This window comes from Streptomyces sp. NPDC030245 (assembly GCF_055572995.1).
The window spans coordinates 219,909-235,413 of record NZ_JBVICF010000012.1; the positions used below are offsets into that span (position 1 = coordinate 219,909).

Consider the following 15,505-nt stretch of genomic DNA (forward strand, 5'->3'; position numbering starts at 1 on the left):
AGTGGGATGTCAGCCGATGAGCAGGGAGCCGGGAAGCAGCACCGCACTCGCGGCGAAGGAGATCAGGCCCACGCGCATCCACTGGTGTTTGCGCAGGGCGATGCGACTGGTCTCGGACAGGGCGGTGAGAGTGCCGAGCAGGGGTGCTCGTTCGGTTTCGGCCAGTGCCTGTGCCAGGTGCCCGCTGCGGACTGCTCGTTGAATGTCGCCGAAGTACGACAGGGGAGCGCCGGGCGCCCATCCGATGCGGGTGCTGTTGTAGCGGGGCAGCACAGCCATAAGCATCGACAGGAGTGCCACGGCGAGGGCGAGGACTCCGGACCACCACGTCGAGCTGCCCGGCGCGGAGAGCGCGGCCGGACTCCAGCCCTGCGTGGTCAGCAGGGTGCTGAAGACGCCGGCTGCCACTCCGAGAGCCGCCGCGAGAACGGCTGCCTTCGAGTCCGCGCGGGCGATCTCGGCACGCAGGTCCGCGAGGAGCCGCTCGGCGACGTGGGCTCCGGGGACGGGGGCGGGGGCGGGGGGCGGTGCCGTCGGCTGTGGGTTCGTGGCCGTCACGGGACTTGGTCCTCGTGCTCTTCGCCGTCGTAGCCGGGGGGTGGTCGCCAGCCGCGGAAGGACTCGGTCTGTTCGGTCGGGGCGGGGGCCTGGTCGGGGGCCTCTGCCGTCGGCCGTTCGTCCGGGTGCGCCGACTGCGGCAGGTCACGGAGCGGGCCGGGCTCGGTGGGCCGAGCTTCCGGAGGTGTGGGAGCCGGCGACGGCTGTGTCGGCGCCCGGCCCTGGGACAGTCCCTCGACGTGCTGGTTGAAGATCTCGTACATGAAGTCGAGGGCTCGCCGTTTCGGGCCCTCCAGTTCGTAGTCCTCGGCGCTGTCGCCGCCGAGCAGCTCCTTCGCCAGCTCCACCTCCGCGAGGACCAGACGGAGCCGGTCCTCACGCATGCTGTTGACGACGAGCCGTGAATCCTGGGGGTTGCCCGCGAGATGCATGGCCCAGGCCACCACACCCCCTTGTTCCAGGTACTCCTGGTAGAACGCGATCTTCTCCGCCTCGATCTTCCTGAGCTCCGCCTCGTGGCGGGCCCGCAGCCGGTCCTGCTCCTGCTGCCACGTCTGGCGCTGGAGCGCGAGCTCGTGGTCGAGCTGCCCGTACTCCGCGGCTCGCCTCATCTGGAGCGCGTCCTGCCGGCGGGTGCGCCGGTCGAGTTCGATGTCGTACTCCGCGCTCTGCTGCTCGGTGCGTATCTGCTCGGCGGCGTGGTGATCGATGGACTGGAGCCGCCGCTGGTGTTCGATGTCCTGCTGGTCGCGGCGGAGCCGCAACGTCCAGATCACCTGTAGTCCCGCGGCCGCGCCGGGCGGTGCCTGCCCGGAGAGCACGTGCAGCAGCTGCCGCTCGGCGTTCGCGCTGTCGTGGATGGCGAACCGGCGTGTATGGGGCCGCGCGGCCTGCTGGAGCTCGCCGAGCAGCAGGACCGGTACGTTCCGATGGCCGCTCCTCACGAACGCGGCCGGGTCGGTGACCTGCCACGACAGGTCGATCGCGGCGACGAACTCGAAGGCGTCGTTGTCGCTGGGCAGCGAGACCTCGGCCTCGTACGGGTGGACGCCCATGTCCACCTCGTACACCGATGTGTAGCGCTTCGCCGCCACCTCGCCGCGGCTCGGGCGGAGGGGCGGCAGATAGGAGTCGTACCCGCCGCGGGGGGTCGAGAAGACCAGGGCGTGGTCGATGCGGGTCAGCGACTTGCGGGTGAATCCGAACCGTGAGAGCTGCCGCACGGTGATGACGGGGTCGATCAGTGGTGTGTGCCGGTCGGCCGGTTGCTGCCAGTCCGGTGGCTGGCGGAAGTCGGGCATGGCGCTTGCCTCCTCGAAGGGGCGTGCGGGTGGTGTGCCGGTGGGTCAGCGGCGGGGCGGGAGCGCGGCCAGCAGCCGGGCCGCGGCGGCGGGCGGGGGAGCGCCGTCCTCGCCGTGCAGGGTGCGCAGGAGGTGGCTGAGGCGCTGGTGTTCGGAGGCGGTGGTGACCAGGGCCGGGAGCAGGCCGGCCAGTGCCCGCTCCGTCGGCGGGTCGTGATCGGCCGCGCGGACCCAGGCGCCCAGTTCCTCCAGGGCGTCCTTCGTGTGTCCGCGATCGTCGAGCGCCGCGCGCCAGAGATGTGCGATCCCGCCGGCCGCGCGGGCCCCGTCCGCCACCGATGTCGCGTACCAGTCGAGGACCAGCGGACGTCCGTACCGCGCGTCACCGTCCCGCCGCGCGCACGCGCTGAGAAATCCGAGCAGGGCCAGATCGCGCACGGCGCGGTCCTGATCGAGCCTGCGCAGCAGTTCGGTGAGGACGCGGTCTCCGGCCGGGGAGAGCAGCAGCAGTTCCACGGACTGGGCGAGCTGCTGCACCATCCGCTCGTCGATGTCCCGCTCGCCGCCGCCCTCGTCGACGGCCGCGTACTCCTTGCGGACGGCGCTCCGCAGCGCGGCGAGGGTCTGGTCCGGCCGCTCGGCGCCGATCAGGCCATAGGCGCGGATGGCCACCCACCGCAGCGCCTGGTCCTCGCTCTCGCACCAGGAGTCGAGGACGCTCGGGATGTTGGGCGCTTCCAGGAGGTGCGCGAGCGTCAGGGAGTTGACCGCGACGAGACGGTGGCGGAACAGGTGGGACGTGGCCCACGGCTCGATGACCAGGGCCATGGTGGAGGGCAGGTCCGCGTACGCGAGGACGGCGACGGTGGATGCCGCGCGGGTGCGCACCAGCGGCCTTCCGTCACCGGCGAGCCGCTGGAGCCAGTGGACGAGAGCGGGCCTGGCCGACGGGTGTCCGGTCCACACCTCGCGCAGCAGCACCAGTGAGACCCGGTCGTCGAGGAAGGCGGCCTTGGACTGGGTGACCGGCCCCCACTCCGTGTTCTCCTCCTCCGGATACCACCGGGCACGGGCGAGCTGGAGGCGCTTGCCGATGTGGGTGCCGAAGACGGGTACCTCCGGTTGCAGGGCGGAGTTCGCGGTCCTCTGGAGGAAGGCGTACAGCAGGTCGCTGAGCTCAGCCGTGAGCGCGTAGGGGCCTCCGTCGAAGGCGGCCAGCGCGATGAGGAAGGCCTTGTCCCGCAGCGGGATCAGCTCTTCGTTCTCGTCGAACCACTCCTGGACCTGGTTCTCGAGAGTGGCCAGCGAGAACGTCCCGACCGTCTCTTCCGTGACCTCTCCGTCGGCGTACCGCTTGAGGTGCTTGGCGAAGGCCGCCACCTCCCGCAGCTGATGGCCGCGTTCCAGGAACGTGGCGACGGCGGGCAGCGCGAGCAGCCGGTCCGCGGTGGTGCGGTCGGTCAGCGCACGCAGATGGCTCGTCAGTACGTCGCGGGGGCTCGGCGGCTTCCACTCGACGGCGGTGATGTCCTCCAGGGCTGCCAAGGGGCCGACCGTGATCACCAAGTACGCGTCGTCGTCCTCGAGCTGACCGCGGGCGGCGAGAAGGTGCGGTTCCCTGAGCGGCTGCTCGCGGCGCGTGGTCAGGTCGCACAGCACGTACCCCTTGGCCGGTCGCTGGTCGTCGCTGAGCTGCTGCACGAGCTGCGCCGGTGTGGTGTCGCGTACGAGGGAGCGGATGGGGGAGACGCCGAGGCGGTGGAGGAGCATCAGCGCGGCGGTGCGGCGGCCGCTGAAGTGCGGGCCGGAGAGCACGATGACCCGCTCCGTGCGCAGCCGCTCCAGAAGGCTCTCGAATACGGACTCGTCGGCGACGAAGTACGGGGCGAGGCGCTCCAGTGTCGACGGCGGCACCTCTCCGGAGCCGTGACTCGTTGCGGAGACACCGAAGTGGTAGACCTCCGTCTTGCTTCCCATGATCACGTCGCCCGCGACCAGACCACCGCTCACGCCGTGCTGGTCACCCGCGACCAGGCTGCCGCCGAAGCGCGCGTTGTCGCCGACGCCCATCGCCTTCGGGCTGTGGTCGACCAGGTCCCGGCGGGCGGACCACGCGTCCTGAGGTTGATCCCGCTCGTCCTTCTGGTCGTCGGCCTCCGCTGCCTCGGGGCCCGGCTGCTGCGGGCTCTCGGGAACGTCTCTGTCGCCGCCCGCCTGCTGCCGGGGGCCCGGCTCGCCCGTGTTCATCCCCGGTCACCGGGCCCGGGTGCGCCGCCGCCTCCGAGGTGCACGTCGCCGTAGACCGTGCCGTTGCCGGACACGCCGTGCTGATCACCGGCTACGTAGCTGCCCCCGAAGGAGGCATTGCTGAGGTCGAGGGGAGCGGGAGGCGCGGTCTTCGTACGCGGCCGGGGTGCCGCCGCCGCGCGGTCCTCCCGCTCCCGCGTGCCGGGGGCATCGGTGGGGTTCGCCACGCCCGCGGGTGCCGGGCCGTGCAGCCAGGCCCTCAGCGGTCCGTTCTTGCTCTCCACCGTAACGGGGTGGAAGGCGTCCTTCGGGATGCCCCGGTAGTCGTGCTGGACGATGCCGTGATGCACGCTCTCCGAGACGCACAGCGCGAAGTCGTCCGGACGCTCGCGCAGCGCTCTGCGCAGTACGTCCGCGTCGAGGAGCCGGCAGGCGTGGTTGAGGTCGGCCCCCACCCATCCGTCGAGCTCGTCGACGGCGACGTAACCCGTGGCGAGTACGGCCCGCAGCCTGATCTGCGCCGACTGCGAAGCCATCCGGTTCACGGCCCGCAGTTCCGTCGGCGTCTCGGCGAGCAGGGCCCGCAGCAGCGCCGTCACCGAGGCGCCGGCATCGATCAGCTCCATCACGGAGTCGCCGCGGTCGGCACGCAGCCGGAGGGTCTCGTCGATTCCGCAGCTGTCCAGGACACGGTCGGTGACGGTGTAGAGCATGCGCCGCAAGTACGCCTGTTCGACGTTGTCTCGATCGCTGTACTTCTCGATGTCGAGGAGAAGGATCGTCCGGCTCACGGGGTCGGTCATGGCCACCTCTCAAGTGGGGAGTCGTGCCAGGCAGCAGCTTGGCCAGGACGGGCCGGTGGCTGTGAGGGCGGACGACGCACTCGAACTGTGACCGTGTGCACAGAAGGGGACCGCGGGCGGCCTCCGTGAAGCGTCAGAGGTCGGGTTGTTCGGAGCGTGCGATGCGGCGCAGCACGTCCGGCCGGACGACGACGATGCGGCGGCGGCCCGTCGTGACGATCCGCCGGTTGCGGAGCTCCTTCAGGAGCCGGGCGACCGCTTCGCGGGAGGCGCCGACCGAGCCCGCGAACTCCTGCTGGCTGAGGGGGATGGCCAGGGTGATGCCCTCGTCGGTCCGCGTGCCGTGCGTGCGGATGAGATCGAGGAGCAGGACGGCCAGCCGCTCGCGCACGGCCAGGGCCGCCCACTCCAGTCGCCGGCGGTCGGTCGAGCGCTGGCGGTCGGTGGCGAGGCCCAGGAGTTTGAGGGCGACCTCGGGGCTTCCCGCGAGGAAGCCGGTGAAGCGGCTCTGCTCGATGGCGACCGCCTCGACCTGTTCGAGGGCGGTCACGGTGGCGGAGCGGCCGCGGCCGCTCAGGGCCGCGCCTTCGCCGATGATGTCGCCGGGTCCCCGCAGGGCGAGCAGCGCTTCGTAGCCGTTGGCCGCTGTCGCGGTGACCTTGGTCCAGCCCTGGAGGAGCAGCAGGACGTGGGCGGACGGCTCGTCCTGGCGCATGAGGACGCCGCGTGCGGGATAGTGCAGGGGGCGGCCGATGGCGAGCAGGGACGTGCGGTCCTCCCTCTCCAGCCGCGCGAGGAAGGGCACCCGGTCGTCCAGACCGTCGTCCCACGTGTGCGATTGCCCCCCGGTCATCCCGCTTCCCCCGTGTCCACCTGCGCCGATGCCTCTGATCTCGCAACCAGTCAACGTACTTGAGGTGACCGATAGGGGAACCGGCGACAACCGGCCGCACTGGCCGGGAGCAGTCGCGCAGGAATCGAAAAGCCCGGCGTGTCGCTCCCCATCGCATTTGTTTTGACCAGACTCGATGAGGTAGGTACGCTCAGACCTTGTGCCTGGGGTGTGCCTGGGCTCGTGCGCGTGTCTTCAACCGCATCGCGAGTCCGTCAACAAGGCCACCGTGATCTGCGCCCCTTTCCGCCTTGCGGCGGGAGTCTGCAGGATTCGACACACCCGACCGCGTGGGTCGGCGACGTTCCGGGTTAGCTTTACTATTCGGCACACAGAAACCGGAGAAGTAGTGCCTACGATCCAGCAGCTGGTCCGTAAGGGCCGGCAGGACAAGGTCGAGAAGAACAAGACGCCCGCACTCGAGGGTTCGCCCCAGCGCCGTGGCGTCTGCACGCGTGTGTTCACGACCACCCCGAAGAAGCCGAACTCGGCCCTCCGTAAGGTCGCGCGTGTGCGTCTGACCTCCGGGATCGAGGTCACGGCCTACATTCCGGGTGAGGGACACAACCTGCAGGAGCACTCCATCGTGCTCGTGCGTGGTGGCCGTGTGAAGGACCTGCCTGGTGTTCGCTACAAGATCATCCGCGGTTCCCTCGACACCCAGGGTGTCAAGAACCGCAAGCAGGCCCGCAGCCGCTACGGCGCCAAGAAGGAGAAGTAAGAATGCCTCGTAAGGGCCCCGCCCCGAAGCGCCCGGTCATCATCGACCCGGTCTACGGTTCTCCTCTGGTGACCTCCCTCATCAACAAGGTGCTGCTGAACGGCAAGCGCTCCACCGCCGAGCGCATCGTGTACGGCGCCATGGAGGGCCTGCGCGAGAAGACCGGCAACGACCCGGTCATCACGCTGAAGCGCGCGCTCGAGAACATCAAGCCGACCCTCGAGGTCAAGTCCCGCCGTGTCGGTGGCGCGACCTACCAGGTCCCGATCGAGGTCAAGCCGGGCCGTGCGAACACGCTCGCCCTGCGCTGGCTCGTCGGTTACTCCCGCGCCCGTCGCGAGAAGACCATGACCGAGCGTCTGCTCAACGAGCTCCTCGACGCCTCCAACGGCCTCGGTGCCGCTGTGAAGAAGCGCGAGGACACCCACAAGATGGCCGAGTCCAACAAGGCCTTCGCGCACTACCGCTGGTAGTCGCTACCCACATCGAGACCGAGAGAAGACTGAGCCGACATGGCTACCACTTCACTTGACCTGGCCAAGGTGCGCAACATCGGCATCATGGCCCACATCGACGCGGGCAAGACGACGACCACCGAGCGGATCCTGTTCTACACCGGTGTGTCGTACAAGATCGGTGAGGTCCACGACGGCGCCGCGACGATGGACTGGATGGAGCAGGAGCAGGAGCGTGGCATCACGATCACCTCTGCTGCCACCACCTGTCACTGGCCGCTGAACGACGTCGATCACACGATCAACATCATCGACACCCCGGGCCACGTCGACTTCACCGTCGAGGTGGAGCGTTCGCTCCGCGTGCTCGACGGTGCCGTGACGGTGTTCGACGGCGTCGCCGGCGTCGAGCCCCAGTCCGAGACCGTGTGGCGTCAGGCGGACCGCTACGGCGTCCCGCGCATCTGCTTCGTCAACAAGCTCGACCGCACGGGTGCCGAGTTCCACCGCTGCGTCGACATGATCGTCGACCGCCTCGGTGCGACCCCGCTGGTCATGCAGCTGCCCATCGGCGCAGAGGCTGACTTCAAGGGCGTCGTCGACCTCGTCACCATGAAGGCCTTCGTCTGGTCCGCCGAGACCAAGATGGGCGAGGCCTACGACATCGTCGACATCCCCGACACGCACACCGAGGCTGCCGAGGAGTACCGCGGCAAGCTGCTCGAGGCCGTCGCGGAGAACGACGAAGAGATGATGGAGCTGTACCTCGAGGGCCAGGAGCCCTCGGTGGACCAGCTGTACGCGGCGATCCGTCGCATCACCATCGCCTCCGGCAAGGGCGGCGACACCACCGTCACCCCCGTCTTCTGCGGTACCGCGTTCAAGAACAAGGGCGTCCAGCCCCTGCTCGACGCGGTCGTGCGCTACCTGCCGTCCCCCCTGGACGTCGAGGCCATCGAGGGCCACGACGTCAAGGACCCGGAGCAGGTCGTCAAGCGCAAGCCGTCCGACGACGAGCCGCTGTCGGCCCTCGCGTTCAAGATCGCGAGCGACCCGCACCTCGGCAAGCTCACCTTCGTCCGGATCTACTCCGGTCGCCTGGACTCCGGCACCGCGGTGCTGAACTCCGTCAAGGGCAAGAAGGAGCGCATCGGCAAGATCTACCGCATGCACGCGAACAAGCGTGAGGAGATCGAGTCGGTGGGCGCCGGCGACATCGTCGCCGTCATGGGCCTGAAGCAGACCACCACGGGTGAGACGCTCTCCGACGACAAGCAGCCGGTGATCCTGGAGTCCATGGACTTCCCGGCGCCGGTCATCGAGGTCGCCATCGAGCCGAAGTCCAAGGGTGACCAGGAGAAGCTGGGTGTCGCCATCCAGCGTCTCTCGGAGGAGGACCCCTCCTTCCGCGTTCACTCGGACGAGGAGACCGGCCAGACCATCATCGGTGGTATGGGCGAGCTTCACCTCGAGGTGCTCGTCGACCGCATGAAGCGCGAATTCCGCGTCGAGGCGAACGTCGGCAAGCCGCAGGTGGCGTACCGCGAGACGATCCGCAAGGCCGTCGAGCGCGTCGACTTCACCCACAAGAAGCAGACCGGTGGTACCGGTCAGTTCGCGAAGGTGCAGATCGCGATCGAGCCCATCGAGGGCGGCGACGCGTCGTACGAGTTCGTGAACAAGGTCACGGGTGGCCGCATCCCCAAGGAGTACATCCCCTCGGTGGACGCGGGTGCTCAGGAGGCCATGCAGTTCGGCATCCTGGCGGGCTACGAGATGACGGGCGTCCGCGTCACGCTCATCGACGGCGCCTACCACGAGGTCGACTCCTCCGAGCTCGCCTTCAAGATCGCCGGTTCGCAGGCCTTCAAGGAGGCCGCGCGCAAGGCCAGCCCCGTGCTGCTCGAGCCGATGATGGCCGTCGAGGTCACCACGCCCGAGGACTACATGGGCGATGTCATCGGTGACATCAACTCCCGCCGTGGCCAGATCCAGGCCATGGAGGAGCGCAGCGGCGCTCGCGTCGTGAAGGGCCTCGTGCCCCTCTCGGAGATGTTCGGCTACGTCGGAGACCTCCGCAGCAAGACGTCGGGTCGCGCAAGCTACTCAATGCAGTTCGACTCCTACGCCGAGGTTCCGCGGAACGTCGCCGAGGAGATCATCGCGAAGGCCAAGGGCGAGTAACTCACCCGAGTTAACGCTTTAGGCTTGACACCATCCGCCGGGGTTCGACCCCGCAGGGCGAGAACCCCGGCGGCTGGCTTCCCAGCAAAGATCACCTGGCGCCGATGAAGCAAGGCGTACAGAACCACTCCCAGGAGGACCCAGTGGCGAAGGCGAAGTTCGAGCGGACTAAGCCGCACGTCAACATCGGCACCATCGGTCACATTGACCACGGTAAGACGACCCTCACGGCCGCCATTACCAAGGTGCTGCACGACGCGTACCCCGACCTGAACGAGGCCTCGGCCTTCGACCAGATCGACAAGGCTCCCGAGGAGCGCCAGCGCGGTATCACGATCTCCATCGCGCACGTCGAGTACCAGACCGAGGCGCGTCACTACGCCCACGTCGACTGCCCCGGTCACGCGGACTACATCAAGAACATGATCACGGGTGCCGCGCAGATGGACGGCGCCATCCTCGTGGTCGCCGCCACCGACGGCCCGATGCCGCAGACCAAGGAGCACGTGCTCCTGGCCCGCCAGGTCGGCGTTCCGTACATCGTCGTCGCCCTGAACAAGGCCGACATGGTGGACGACGAGGAGATCCTGGAGCTCGTCGAGCTCGAGGTCCGTGAGCTCCTCTCCGAGTACGAGTTCCCGGGCGACGACCTGCCGGTCGTCAAGGTCTCCGCTCTGAAGGCCCTCGAGGGCGACAAGGAGTGGGGCAACACCGTCCTCGAGCTCATGAAGGCCGTGGACGAGTCCATCCCGGAGCCCGAGCGCGACGTCGACAAGCCGTTCCTGATGCCGATCGAGGACGTCTTCACGATCACCGGTCGTGGCACCGTCGTCACCGGCCGCATCGAGCGTGGTGTCCTCAAGGTCAACGAGACCGTCGACATCATCGGCATCAAGACCGAGAAGACCACCACCACGGTCACCGGCATCGAGATGTTCCGCAAGCTGCTCGACGAGGGCCAGGCCGGTGAGAACGTCGGTCTGCTCCTCCGTGGCATCAAGCGCGAGGACGTCGAGCGCGGCCAGGTCATCATCAAGCCCGGTTCGGTCACGCCGCACACCGAGTTCGAGGCCCAGGCCTACATCCTGTCGAAGGACGAGGGTGGCCGTCACACCCCGTTCTTCAACAACTACCGCCCGCAGTTCTACTTCCGCACCACGGACGTGACCGGCGTCGTGACCCTCCCCGAGGGCACCGAGATGGTCATGCCGGGCGACAACACCGAGATGAGCGTCGAGCTCATCCAGCCCGTCGCCATGGAAGAGGGCCTGAAGTTCGCCATCCGTGAGGGTGGCCGGACCGTCGGCGCCGGCCAGGTCACCAAGATCAACAAGTAAGCTTTCCGCTTGCGCGTTGATCGGGGAGACCCGGTCGCTCTGAACTGAGCGCTTCGCAGTAACGGGAGGGCCCGTACGACTTCGGTCGTACGGGCCCTTTCGCGTGCGTACGGTGCCGTGGTCCGACCCCACCCCGGGTTTGACCTCCGTCACACACGGGGTACGCTCTTCGGCTCGATTGGCACCGGGCATGCCCCGTATGGCAGACTGTCCTAGTTGCTCGGCTGAGTGCCGATGCTGCGCGCCTCCCGCCGGGAGGACCGGAAGCGAGTCCCACAGTACTCGTCGCCTCATCTGTCGCAGGGCCCGTAAAGGCCCGTAGGCAGCGCTGAGGCGGACGTACGGGAATCTTTCGGGAAGTGCAGCGCGGTGGTTCAGCCAGGCGCCCGGTGGGTTTCTTCCCCCGGACCCGCGGTCATCAGGGCCGCAGCCCCTGGCAGGGATTCTCCTTCGGGAGAACTGTGTGAGTGGGACTGCGACACGCCCGACCGCGTGGGTCGGAGGAAGTAGAAAAAAGGGCCTAGCGGGAGCCAGAGCGTTCGAGACAAAGGACTACTAAGTAGCCATGGCGGGACAGAAGATCCGCATCCGGCTCAAGGCCTACGACCACGAGGTCATCGACTCCTCGGCGAAGAAGATCGTCGAGACGGTGACTCGCACTGGTGCGTCGGTCGCGGGCCCGGTGCCGCTGCCCACTGAGAAGAACGTGTACTGCGTCATCAAGTCGCCGCACAAGTACAAGGACTCGCGCGAGCACTTCGAGATGCGCACGCACAAGCGCCTGATCGACATCCTCGACCCCACCCCCAAGACCGTTGACTCGCTGATGCGCCTGGACCTTCCGGCCGGCGTTGACATCGAGATCAAGCTCTGAAGGGCGCGAAGAAGATGACCAAGCAGATCAAGGGCATCCTGGGCGAGAAGCTCGGCATGACCCAGGTCTGGGACGAGAACAACCGTGTCGTCCCGGTGACCGTGGTCAAGGCCGGGCCCTGCGTCGTTACCCAGGTCCGTACGAATGACAGCGACGGCTACGAGTCGGTCCAGATCGCCTTCGGCGAGATCGACCCGCGCAAGGTGAACAAGCCCCTCAAGGGCCACTTCGCCAAGGCCGACGTGACCCCCCGTCGCCACCTCGTCGAGATCCGTACCGCTGGTGCCAGCGAGTACACCCTCGGCCAGGAGCTGACTGCCGAGACGTTCGAGGCCGGTATCAAGGTCGACGTCACCGGCAAGAGCAAGGGCAAGGGCTTCGCCGGTGTGATGAAGCGTCACAACTTCCACGGCGGCAAGGCCTCCCACGGTGCCCACCGCGTGCACCGCAAGCCCGGTTCCATCGGTGGCTGTGCCACCCCCGGCCGTGTCTTCAAGGGCATGCGCATGGCGGGTCGCATGGGCAACGAGCGGGTCACCACCCAGAACCTGACCGTCCACGCCGTTGACGCGGAGAAGGGTCTGCTGCTCATCAAGGGCGCGGTCCCCGGTCCGAACGGCGGCCTCGTCCTGGTCCGTACCGCGGCCAAGGGGGCCTGAGGTAACCCATGAGCACCATTGACATCCTTTCGCCGGCAGGCGACAAGACCGGGACGGTCGAGCTCCCCGCGGAGATCTTCGACGTCGAGAAGGTCAGCATCCCGCTGATCCACCAGGTCGTCGTCGCGCAGCTGGCCGCGGCCCGTCAGGGCACGCACAAGACCAAGACCCGCGGCGAAGTCCGTGGTGGTGGCAAGAAGCCTTACCGCCAGAAGGGCACCGGCCGCGCGCGCCAGGGTTCGACCCGTGCGCCGCAGTTCGCCGGCGGTGGCGTCGTCCACGGCCCCGTGCCGCGTGACTACTCCCAGCGCACCCCCAAGAAGATGAAGGCTGCCGCCCTGCGTCACGCCCTCACCGACCGGGCGCGCAACTCCCGCATCCACGTCGTCTCCGGCGTGGTCGAGGGCGAGATCTCGACGAAGGCCGCGAAGAGCCTGCTCGGCAAGGTCAGCGAGCGCAAGAACGTGCTCCTGGTCATCGAGCGCTCGGACGAGCTGTCGCTGCTCTCCGCCCGCAACCTGCCCCAGGTGCACATCCTGGAGCCGGGCCAGCTGAACACGTACGACGTGCTCGTCTCGGACGACGTGGTCTTCACCAAGGCCGCGTTCGAGTCCTTCGTGTCTGGCCCCAAGGCCGATGAGACCGAAGGGAGCGAAGCCTGATGGCTATCCGTCACCAGAGCATCGCGTCCAAGGCTGCGAAGGCCGCCAAGGCCGCGCGCGTCGCCAAGGCGAAGCGCATCGCGACCGAGGGCAAGATCGCCGTTGAGCCCACCCCGCTGAGCAAGTCCTTCTCGGACCCGCGCGACGTCCTCGTCAAGCCGGTCGTCTCCGAGAAGTCGTACGCGCTGCTCGACGAGGGCAAGTACACGTTCATCGTGGCCCCGGGCGCCAACAAGACCCAGATCAAGCAGGCCGTCGAGGCGGTCTTCTCGGTCAAGGTCACCGGCGTCAACACGATCAACCGTCAGGGCAAGCGGAAGCGTACGCGCACCGGGTTCGGCAAGCGTGCCGACACCAAGCGCGCCATCGTGACCCTTGCTGAGGGCGACCGTATCGACATCTTCGGCCAGGCCTCCTAACGGAGCGCCCTGGTCCGAATATCGGACGAGGACTGAGAAATGGGAATCCGCAAGTACAAGCCGACTACGCCGGGCCGCCGTGGCTCCTCCGTAGCCGACTTCGTCGAGGTAACGCGGTCCACGCCGGAGAAGTCGCTGGTTCGCCCGCTGCACAGCAAGGGTGGCCGTAACAATTCCGGTCGTGTGACCGTTCGCCACCAGGGTGGTGGCCACAAGCGCGCCTACCGCGTGATCGACTTCCGTCGCCACGACAAGGACGGCGTGCCGGCCAAGGTCGCGCACATCGAGTACGACCCCAACCGCACCGCGCGCATCGCGCTGCTGCACTACGCGGACGGCGAGAAGCGCTACATCCTCGCCCCGCGCGGCACGCAGCAGGGTGACCGGATCGAGAGCGGCGCCGGCGCCGACATCAAGCCCGGCAACAACATGGCGCTGCGCAACATCCCGGTCGGTACGACGATCCACGCCATCGAGCTGCGGCCCGGCGGCGGCGCGAAGTTCGCCCGCTCCGCGGGTGCCTCCGTGCAGCTGCTCGCGAAGGAAGGCGCCATGGCGCACCTTCGCATGCCGTCCGGTGAGATCCGCCTGGTCGACGTCCGCTGCCGCGCCACCATCGGCGAGGTCGGCAACGCCGAGCAGTCGAACATCAACTGGGGCAAGGCCGGCCGTATGCGCTGGAAGGGCGTCCGCCCGACCGTGCGTGGTGTCGTGATGAACCCGGTCGACCACCCGCACGGTGGTGGTGAAGGCAAGACCTCCGGTGGTCGTCACCCGGTCTCGCCGTGGGGCAAGAAGGAGGGTCGTACTCGTGATCGCAACAAGGCGAGCAACAAGTACATCGTCCGCCGCCGCAAGTCGAACAAGAAGCGCTAGGAGCGGGTTTAGATGCCGCGCAGTCTCAAGAAGGGGCCCTTCGTCGACGACCACCTCGTAAAGAAGGTGGACGCCCAGAACGAAGCCGGCACCAAGAACGTCATCAAGACCTGGTCCCGTCGCTCGATGATCATTCCCAGCATGCTGGGTCACACGATCGCGGTGCACAACGGCAAGACCCACATCCCGGTGTTCGTCACCGAGTCGATGGTCGGCCACAAGCTCGGCGAGTTCTCGCCGACTCGCACCTTCCGCGGCCACGTCAAGGACGACCGGAAGTCGAAGCGCCGCTAACGCGGGGTGGAACGACTATGACTAACACCGAAGGGACAACCATGGAAGCCAGGGCCCAGGCGCGGTACATCCGCGTCACGCCCATGAAGGCCCGCCGCGTGGTGGACCTCATCCGTGGCATGGATGCCACGGAGGCTCAGGCGGTCCTGCGTTTCGCCCCGCAGGCCGCGAGCGTGCCGGTCGGCAAGGTGCTGGACAGCGCCATTGCCAACGCCGCGCACAACTACGACCACACCGACGCCTCTTCGCTGGTCATCAGCGAGGCGTACGTGGATGAGGGCCCGACCCTGAAGCGGTTCCGTCCGCGTGCTCAGGGCCGTGCCTACCGGATCCGTAAGCGGACCAGCCACATCACCGTGGTCGTCAGCAGCAAGGAAGGAACCCGGTAATGGGCCAGAAGGTAAACCCGCACGGGTTCCGGCTCGGTGTCACGACCGACTTCAAGTCGCGTTGGTACGCCGACAAGCTGTACAAGGACTACGTCAAGGAAGACGTCGCCATCCGTCGGATGATGACGTCCGGCATGGAGCGCGCCGGCATCTCGAAGGTGGAGATCGAGCGCACCCGTGACCGCGTGCGTGTGGACATCCACACCGCTCGTCCCGGCATCGTCATCGGCCGCCGTGGCGCCGAGGCCGACCGCATCCGCGGTGACCTCGAGAAGCTCACGGGCAAGCAGGTCCAGCTGAACATCCTCGAGGTCAAGAACCCCGAGGTCGACGCTCAGCTCGTGGCCCAGGCCGTGGCGGAGCAGCTGTCCTCCCGCGTCTCCTTCCGTCGTGCCATGCGCAAGAGCATGCAGTCGGCGATGAAGGCGGGCGCCAAGGGCATCAAGATCCAGTGTGGTGGCCGTCTCGGCGGCGCCGAGATGTCGCGCTCGGAGTTCTACCGCGAGGGCCGCGTGCCCCTGCACACGCTCCGCGCCAACGTCGACTACGGCTTCTTCGAGGCCAAGACGACCTTCGGCCGCATCGGCGTGAAGGTCTGGATCTACAAGGGCGACGTCAAGAACATCGCCGAGGTCCGCGCCGAGAACGCCGCTGCCCGCGCCGGCAACCGCCCGGCCCGTGGTGGCAACGACCGCCCGGCCCGTGGTGGCCGCGGTGGCGAGCGTGGCGGTCGCGGTCGCAAGCCGCAGCAGTCGGCTCCGGCCGCCGAGGCCCCCAAGGCCGAGGCGCCCGCCGCTGCTCCGGCTGCCGAGAGCACCGGAACGGAGGCCTGAC

17 protein-coding genes are annotated in these 15,505 nt (G+C 68.0%); 12 read left to right on the forward strand and 5 right to left on the reverse strand.

Going from position 1 to position 15,505, the window contains the following annotated elements; translation table 11 throughout:
• Nucleotides 1-9: 9 nt before the first annotated feature.
• From ACZ4Z4_RS29875 to ACZ4Z4_RS29895, 5 genes are all read right to left on the reverse strand, one after another.
• On the reverse strand, nucleotides 10-558 hold the full coding sequence (locus ACZ4Z4_RS29875; protein WP_468334046.1) for a Pycsar system effector family protein: 549 nt from the start codon (nucleotides 556-558) through the stop codon (nucleotides 10-12).
• Nucleotides 555-1,859 (reverse strand): hypothetical protein, encoded by a 1,305-nt coding sequence (locus ACZ4Z4_RS29880; protein WP_468334049.1) that lies wholly within the window; start codon nucleotides 1,857-1,859, stop codon nucleotides 555-557. The genes ACZ4Z4_RS29875 and ACZ4Z4_RS29880 overlap by 4 nt, the downstream gene beginning before the upstream one ends.
• A gap of 45 nt (nucleotides 1,860-1,904) precedes the next feature.
• Nucleotides 1,905-4,106 carry a hypothetical protein gene (locus ACZ4Z4_RS29885; protein ID WP_468334052.1) on the reverse strand — a complete coding sequence of 734 codons (2,202 nt, stop codon included), beginning with the start codon at nucleotides 4,104-4,106 and terminating at the stop codon, nucleotides 1,905-1,907.
• A complete protein-coding gene (locus ACZ4Z4_RS29890; protein ID WP_468334055.1) occupies nucleotides 4,103-4,909 on the reverse strand; it encodes a hypothetical protein in 807 nt (268 codons plus the stop codon). The genes ACZ4Z4_RS29885 and ACZ4Z4_RS29890 overlap by 4 nt, the downstream gene beginning before the upstream one ends.
• A gap of 133 nt (nucleotides 4,910-5,042) precedes the next feature.
• Nucleotides 5,043-5,762 carry a Crp/Fnr family transcriptional regulator gene (locus ACZ4Z4_RS29895; protein ID WP_468334058.1) on the reverse strand — a complete coding sequence of 240 codons (720 nt, stop codon included), beginning with the start codon at nucleotides 5,760-5,762 and terminating at the stop codon, nucleotides 5,043-5,045.
• Between the two features lie 388 nt (nucleotides 5,763-6,150).
• Between ACZ4Z4_RS29895 and rpsL the strand changes: the two genes are divergently transcribed.
• The 12 genes from rpsL (at nucleotide 6,151) to rpsC (ending at nucleotide 15,504) form a co-directional block, all read left to right on the forward strand.
• Nucleotides 6,151-6,522, forward strand: coding sequence for a 30S ribosomal protein S12 (gene rpsL / locus ACZ4Z4_RS29900; RefSeq protein ID WP_003948652.1), 372 nt, complete (start codon nucleotides 6,151-6,153; stop codon nucleotides 6,520-6,522).
• A gap of 2 nt (nucleotides 6,523-6,524) precedes the next feature.
• On the forward strand, nucleotides 6,525-6,995 hold the full coding sequence (gene rpsG / locus ACZ4Z4_RS29905; protein WP_003974303.1) for a 30S ribosomal protein S7: 471 nt from the start codon (nucleotides 6,525-6,527) through the stop codon (nucleotides 6,993-6,995).
• A gap of 39 nt (nucleotides 6,996-7,034) precedes the next feature.
• Nucleotides 7,035-9,161 carry an elongation factor G gene (fusA, locus tag ACZ4Z4_RS29910; protein WP_468334061.1) on the forward strand — a complete coding sequence of 709 codons (2,127 nt, stop codon included), beginning with the start codon at nucleotides 7,035-7,037 and terminating at the stop codon, nucleotides 9,159-9,161.
• A 143-nt stretch (nucleotides 9,162-9,304) separates the two neighbouring features.
• Complete coding sequence (tuf, locus tag ACZ4Z4_RS29915) at nucleotides 9,305-10,498, forward strand: elongation factor Tu (RefSeq protein ID WP_150171078.1); 1,194 nt, start codon at nucleotides 9,305-9,307, stop codon at nucleotides 10,496-10,498.
• A gap of 565 nt (nucleotides 10,499-11,063) precedes the next feature.
• Nucleotides 11,064-11,372 (forward strand): 30S ribosomal protein S10, encoded by a 309-nt coding sequence (gene rpsJ, locus ACZ4Z4_RS29920; protein ID WP_003948644.1) that lies wholly within the window; start codon nucleotides 11,064-11,066, stop codon nucleotides 11,370-11,372.
• Nucleotides 11,373-11,386: 14 nt separating this feature from the next.
• Nucleotides 11,387-12,031: a 50S ribosomal protein L3 gene (rplC, locus tag ACZ4Z4_RS29925; RefSeq protein ID WP_030782583.1), complete on the forward strand. Its 645-nt coding sequence runs from the start codon at nucleotides 11,387-11,389 to the stop codon at nucleotides 12,029-12,031.
• A gap of 8 nt (nucleotides 12,032-12,039) precedes the next feature.
• Nucleotides 12,040-12,693 (forward strand): 50S ribosomal protein L4, encoded by a 654-nt coding sequence (gene rplD / locus ACZ4Z4_RS29930; RefSeq protein WP_468334064.1) that lies wholly within the window; start codon nucleotides 12,040-12,042, stop codon nucleotides 12,691-12,693.
• Complete coding sequence (gene rplW, locus ACZ4Z4_RS29935) at nucleotides 12,693-13,112, forward strand: 50S ribosomal protein L23 (RefSeq protein ID WP_055564827.1); 420 nt, start codon at nucleotides 12,693-12,695, stop codon at nucleotides 13,110-13,112. Before rplD ends, rplW begins: the two co-directional genes overlap by 1 nt.
• A gap of 39 nt (nucleotides 13,113-13,151) precedes the next feature.
• On the forward strand, nucleotides 13,152-13,988 hold the full coding sequence (rplB, locus tag ACZ4Z4_RS29940; protein ID WP_268772968.1) for a 50S ribosomal protein L2: 837 nt from the start codon (nucleotides 13,152-13,154) through the stop codon (nucleotides 13,986-13,988).
• A 12-nt stretch (nucleotides 13,989-14,000) separates the two neighbouring features.
• Entirely contained in the window at nucleotides 14,001-14,282 is a 282-nt protein-coding gene (gene rpsS, locus ACZ4Z4_RS29945; RefSeq protein WP_030782571.1) for a 30S ribosomal protein S19, read from the forward strand.
• Between the two features lie 41 nt (nucleotides 14,283-14,323).
• The gene (rplV, locus tag ACZ4Z4_RS29950; RefSeq protein WP_004571827.1) at nucleotides 14,324-14,671 is read left to right on the forward strand and encodes a 50S ribosomal protein L22; all 348 of its coding nucleotides are present in this window, start codon (nucleotides 14,324-14,326) and stop codon (nucleotides 14,669-14,671) included.
• The gene (gene rpsC / locus ACZ4Z4_RS29955; RefSeq protein ID WP_055564829.1) at nucleotides 14,671-15,504 is read left to right on the forward strand and encodes a 30S ribosomal protein S3; all 834 of its coding nucleotides are present in this window, start codon (nucleotides 14,671-14,673) and stop codon (nucleotides 15,502-15,504) included. The genes rplV and rpsC overlap by 1 nt, the downstream gene beginning before the upstream one ends.
• Nucleotide 15,505: the final 1 nt, after the last annotated feature.

What these genes read in the sequence shown, in the direction of transcription:
- ACZ4Z4_RS29880 (WP_468334049.1), bottom strand. Translation starts at nt 1,859, where the DNA reads ATGCCCGACTTCCGCCAGCCACCGGACTGGCAGCAACCGGCCGACCGG.
- ACZ4Z4_RS29885 (WP_468334052.1), bottom strand. Translation starts at nt 4,106, where the DNA reads ATGAACACGGGCGAGCCGGGCCCCCGGCAGCAGGCGGGCGGCGACAGA.
- ACZ4Z4_RS29890 (WP_468334055.1), bottom strand. Translation starts at nt 4,909, where the DNA reads ATGACCGACCCCGTGAGCCGGACGATCCTTCTCCTCGACATCGAGAAG.
- ACZ4Z4_RS29895 (WP_468334058.1), bottom strand. Translation starts at nt 5,762, where the DNA reads ATGACCGGGGGGCAATCGCACACGTGGGACGACGGTCTGGACGACCGG.
- rpsG (WP_003974303.1), top strand. Translation starts at nt 6,525, where the DNA reads ATGCCTCGTAAGGGCCCCGCCCCGAAGCGCCCGGTCATCATCGACCCG.
- fusA (WP_468334061.1), top strand. Translation starts at nt 7,035, where the DNA reads ATGGCTACCACTTCACTTGACCTGGCCAAGGTGCGCAACATCGGCATC.
- rpsJ (WP_003948644.1), top strand. Translation starts at nt 11,064, where the DNA reads ATGGCGGGACAGAAGATCCGCATCCGGCTCAAGGCCTACGACCACGAG.
- rplC (WP_030782583.1), top strand. Translation starts at nt 11,387, where the DNA reads ATGACCAAGCAGATCAAGGGCATCCTGGGCGAGAAGCTCGGCATGACC.
- rplD (WP_468334064.1), top strand. Translation starts at nt 12,040, where the DNA reads ATGAGCACCATTGACATCCTTTCGCCGGCAGGCGACAAGACCGGGACG.
- rplW (WP_055564827.1), top strand. Translation starts at nt 12,693, where the DNA reads ATGGCTATCCGTCACCAGAGCATCGCGTCCAAGGCTGCGAAGGCCGCC.
- rplB (WP_268772968.1), top strand. Translation starts at nt 13,152, where the DNA reads ATGGGAATCCGCAAGTACAAGCCGACTACGCCGGGCCGCCGTGGCTCC.
- rpsS (WP_030782571.1), top strand. Translation starts at nt 14,001, where the DNA reads ATGCCGCGCAGTCTCAAGAAGGGGCCCTTCGTCGACGACCACCTCGTA.
- rplV (WP_004571827.1), top strand. Translation starts at nt 14,324, where the DNA reads ATGGAAGCCAGGGCCCAGGCGCGGTACATCCGCGTCACGCCCATGAAG.
- rpsC (WP_055564829.1), top strand. Translation starts at nt 14,671, where the DNA reads ATGGGCCAGAAGGTAAACCCGCACGGGTTCCGGCTCGGTGTCACGACC.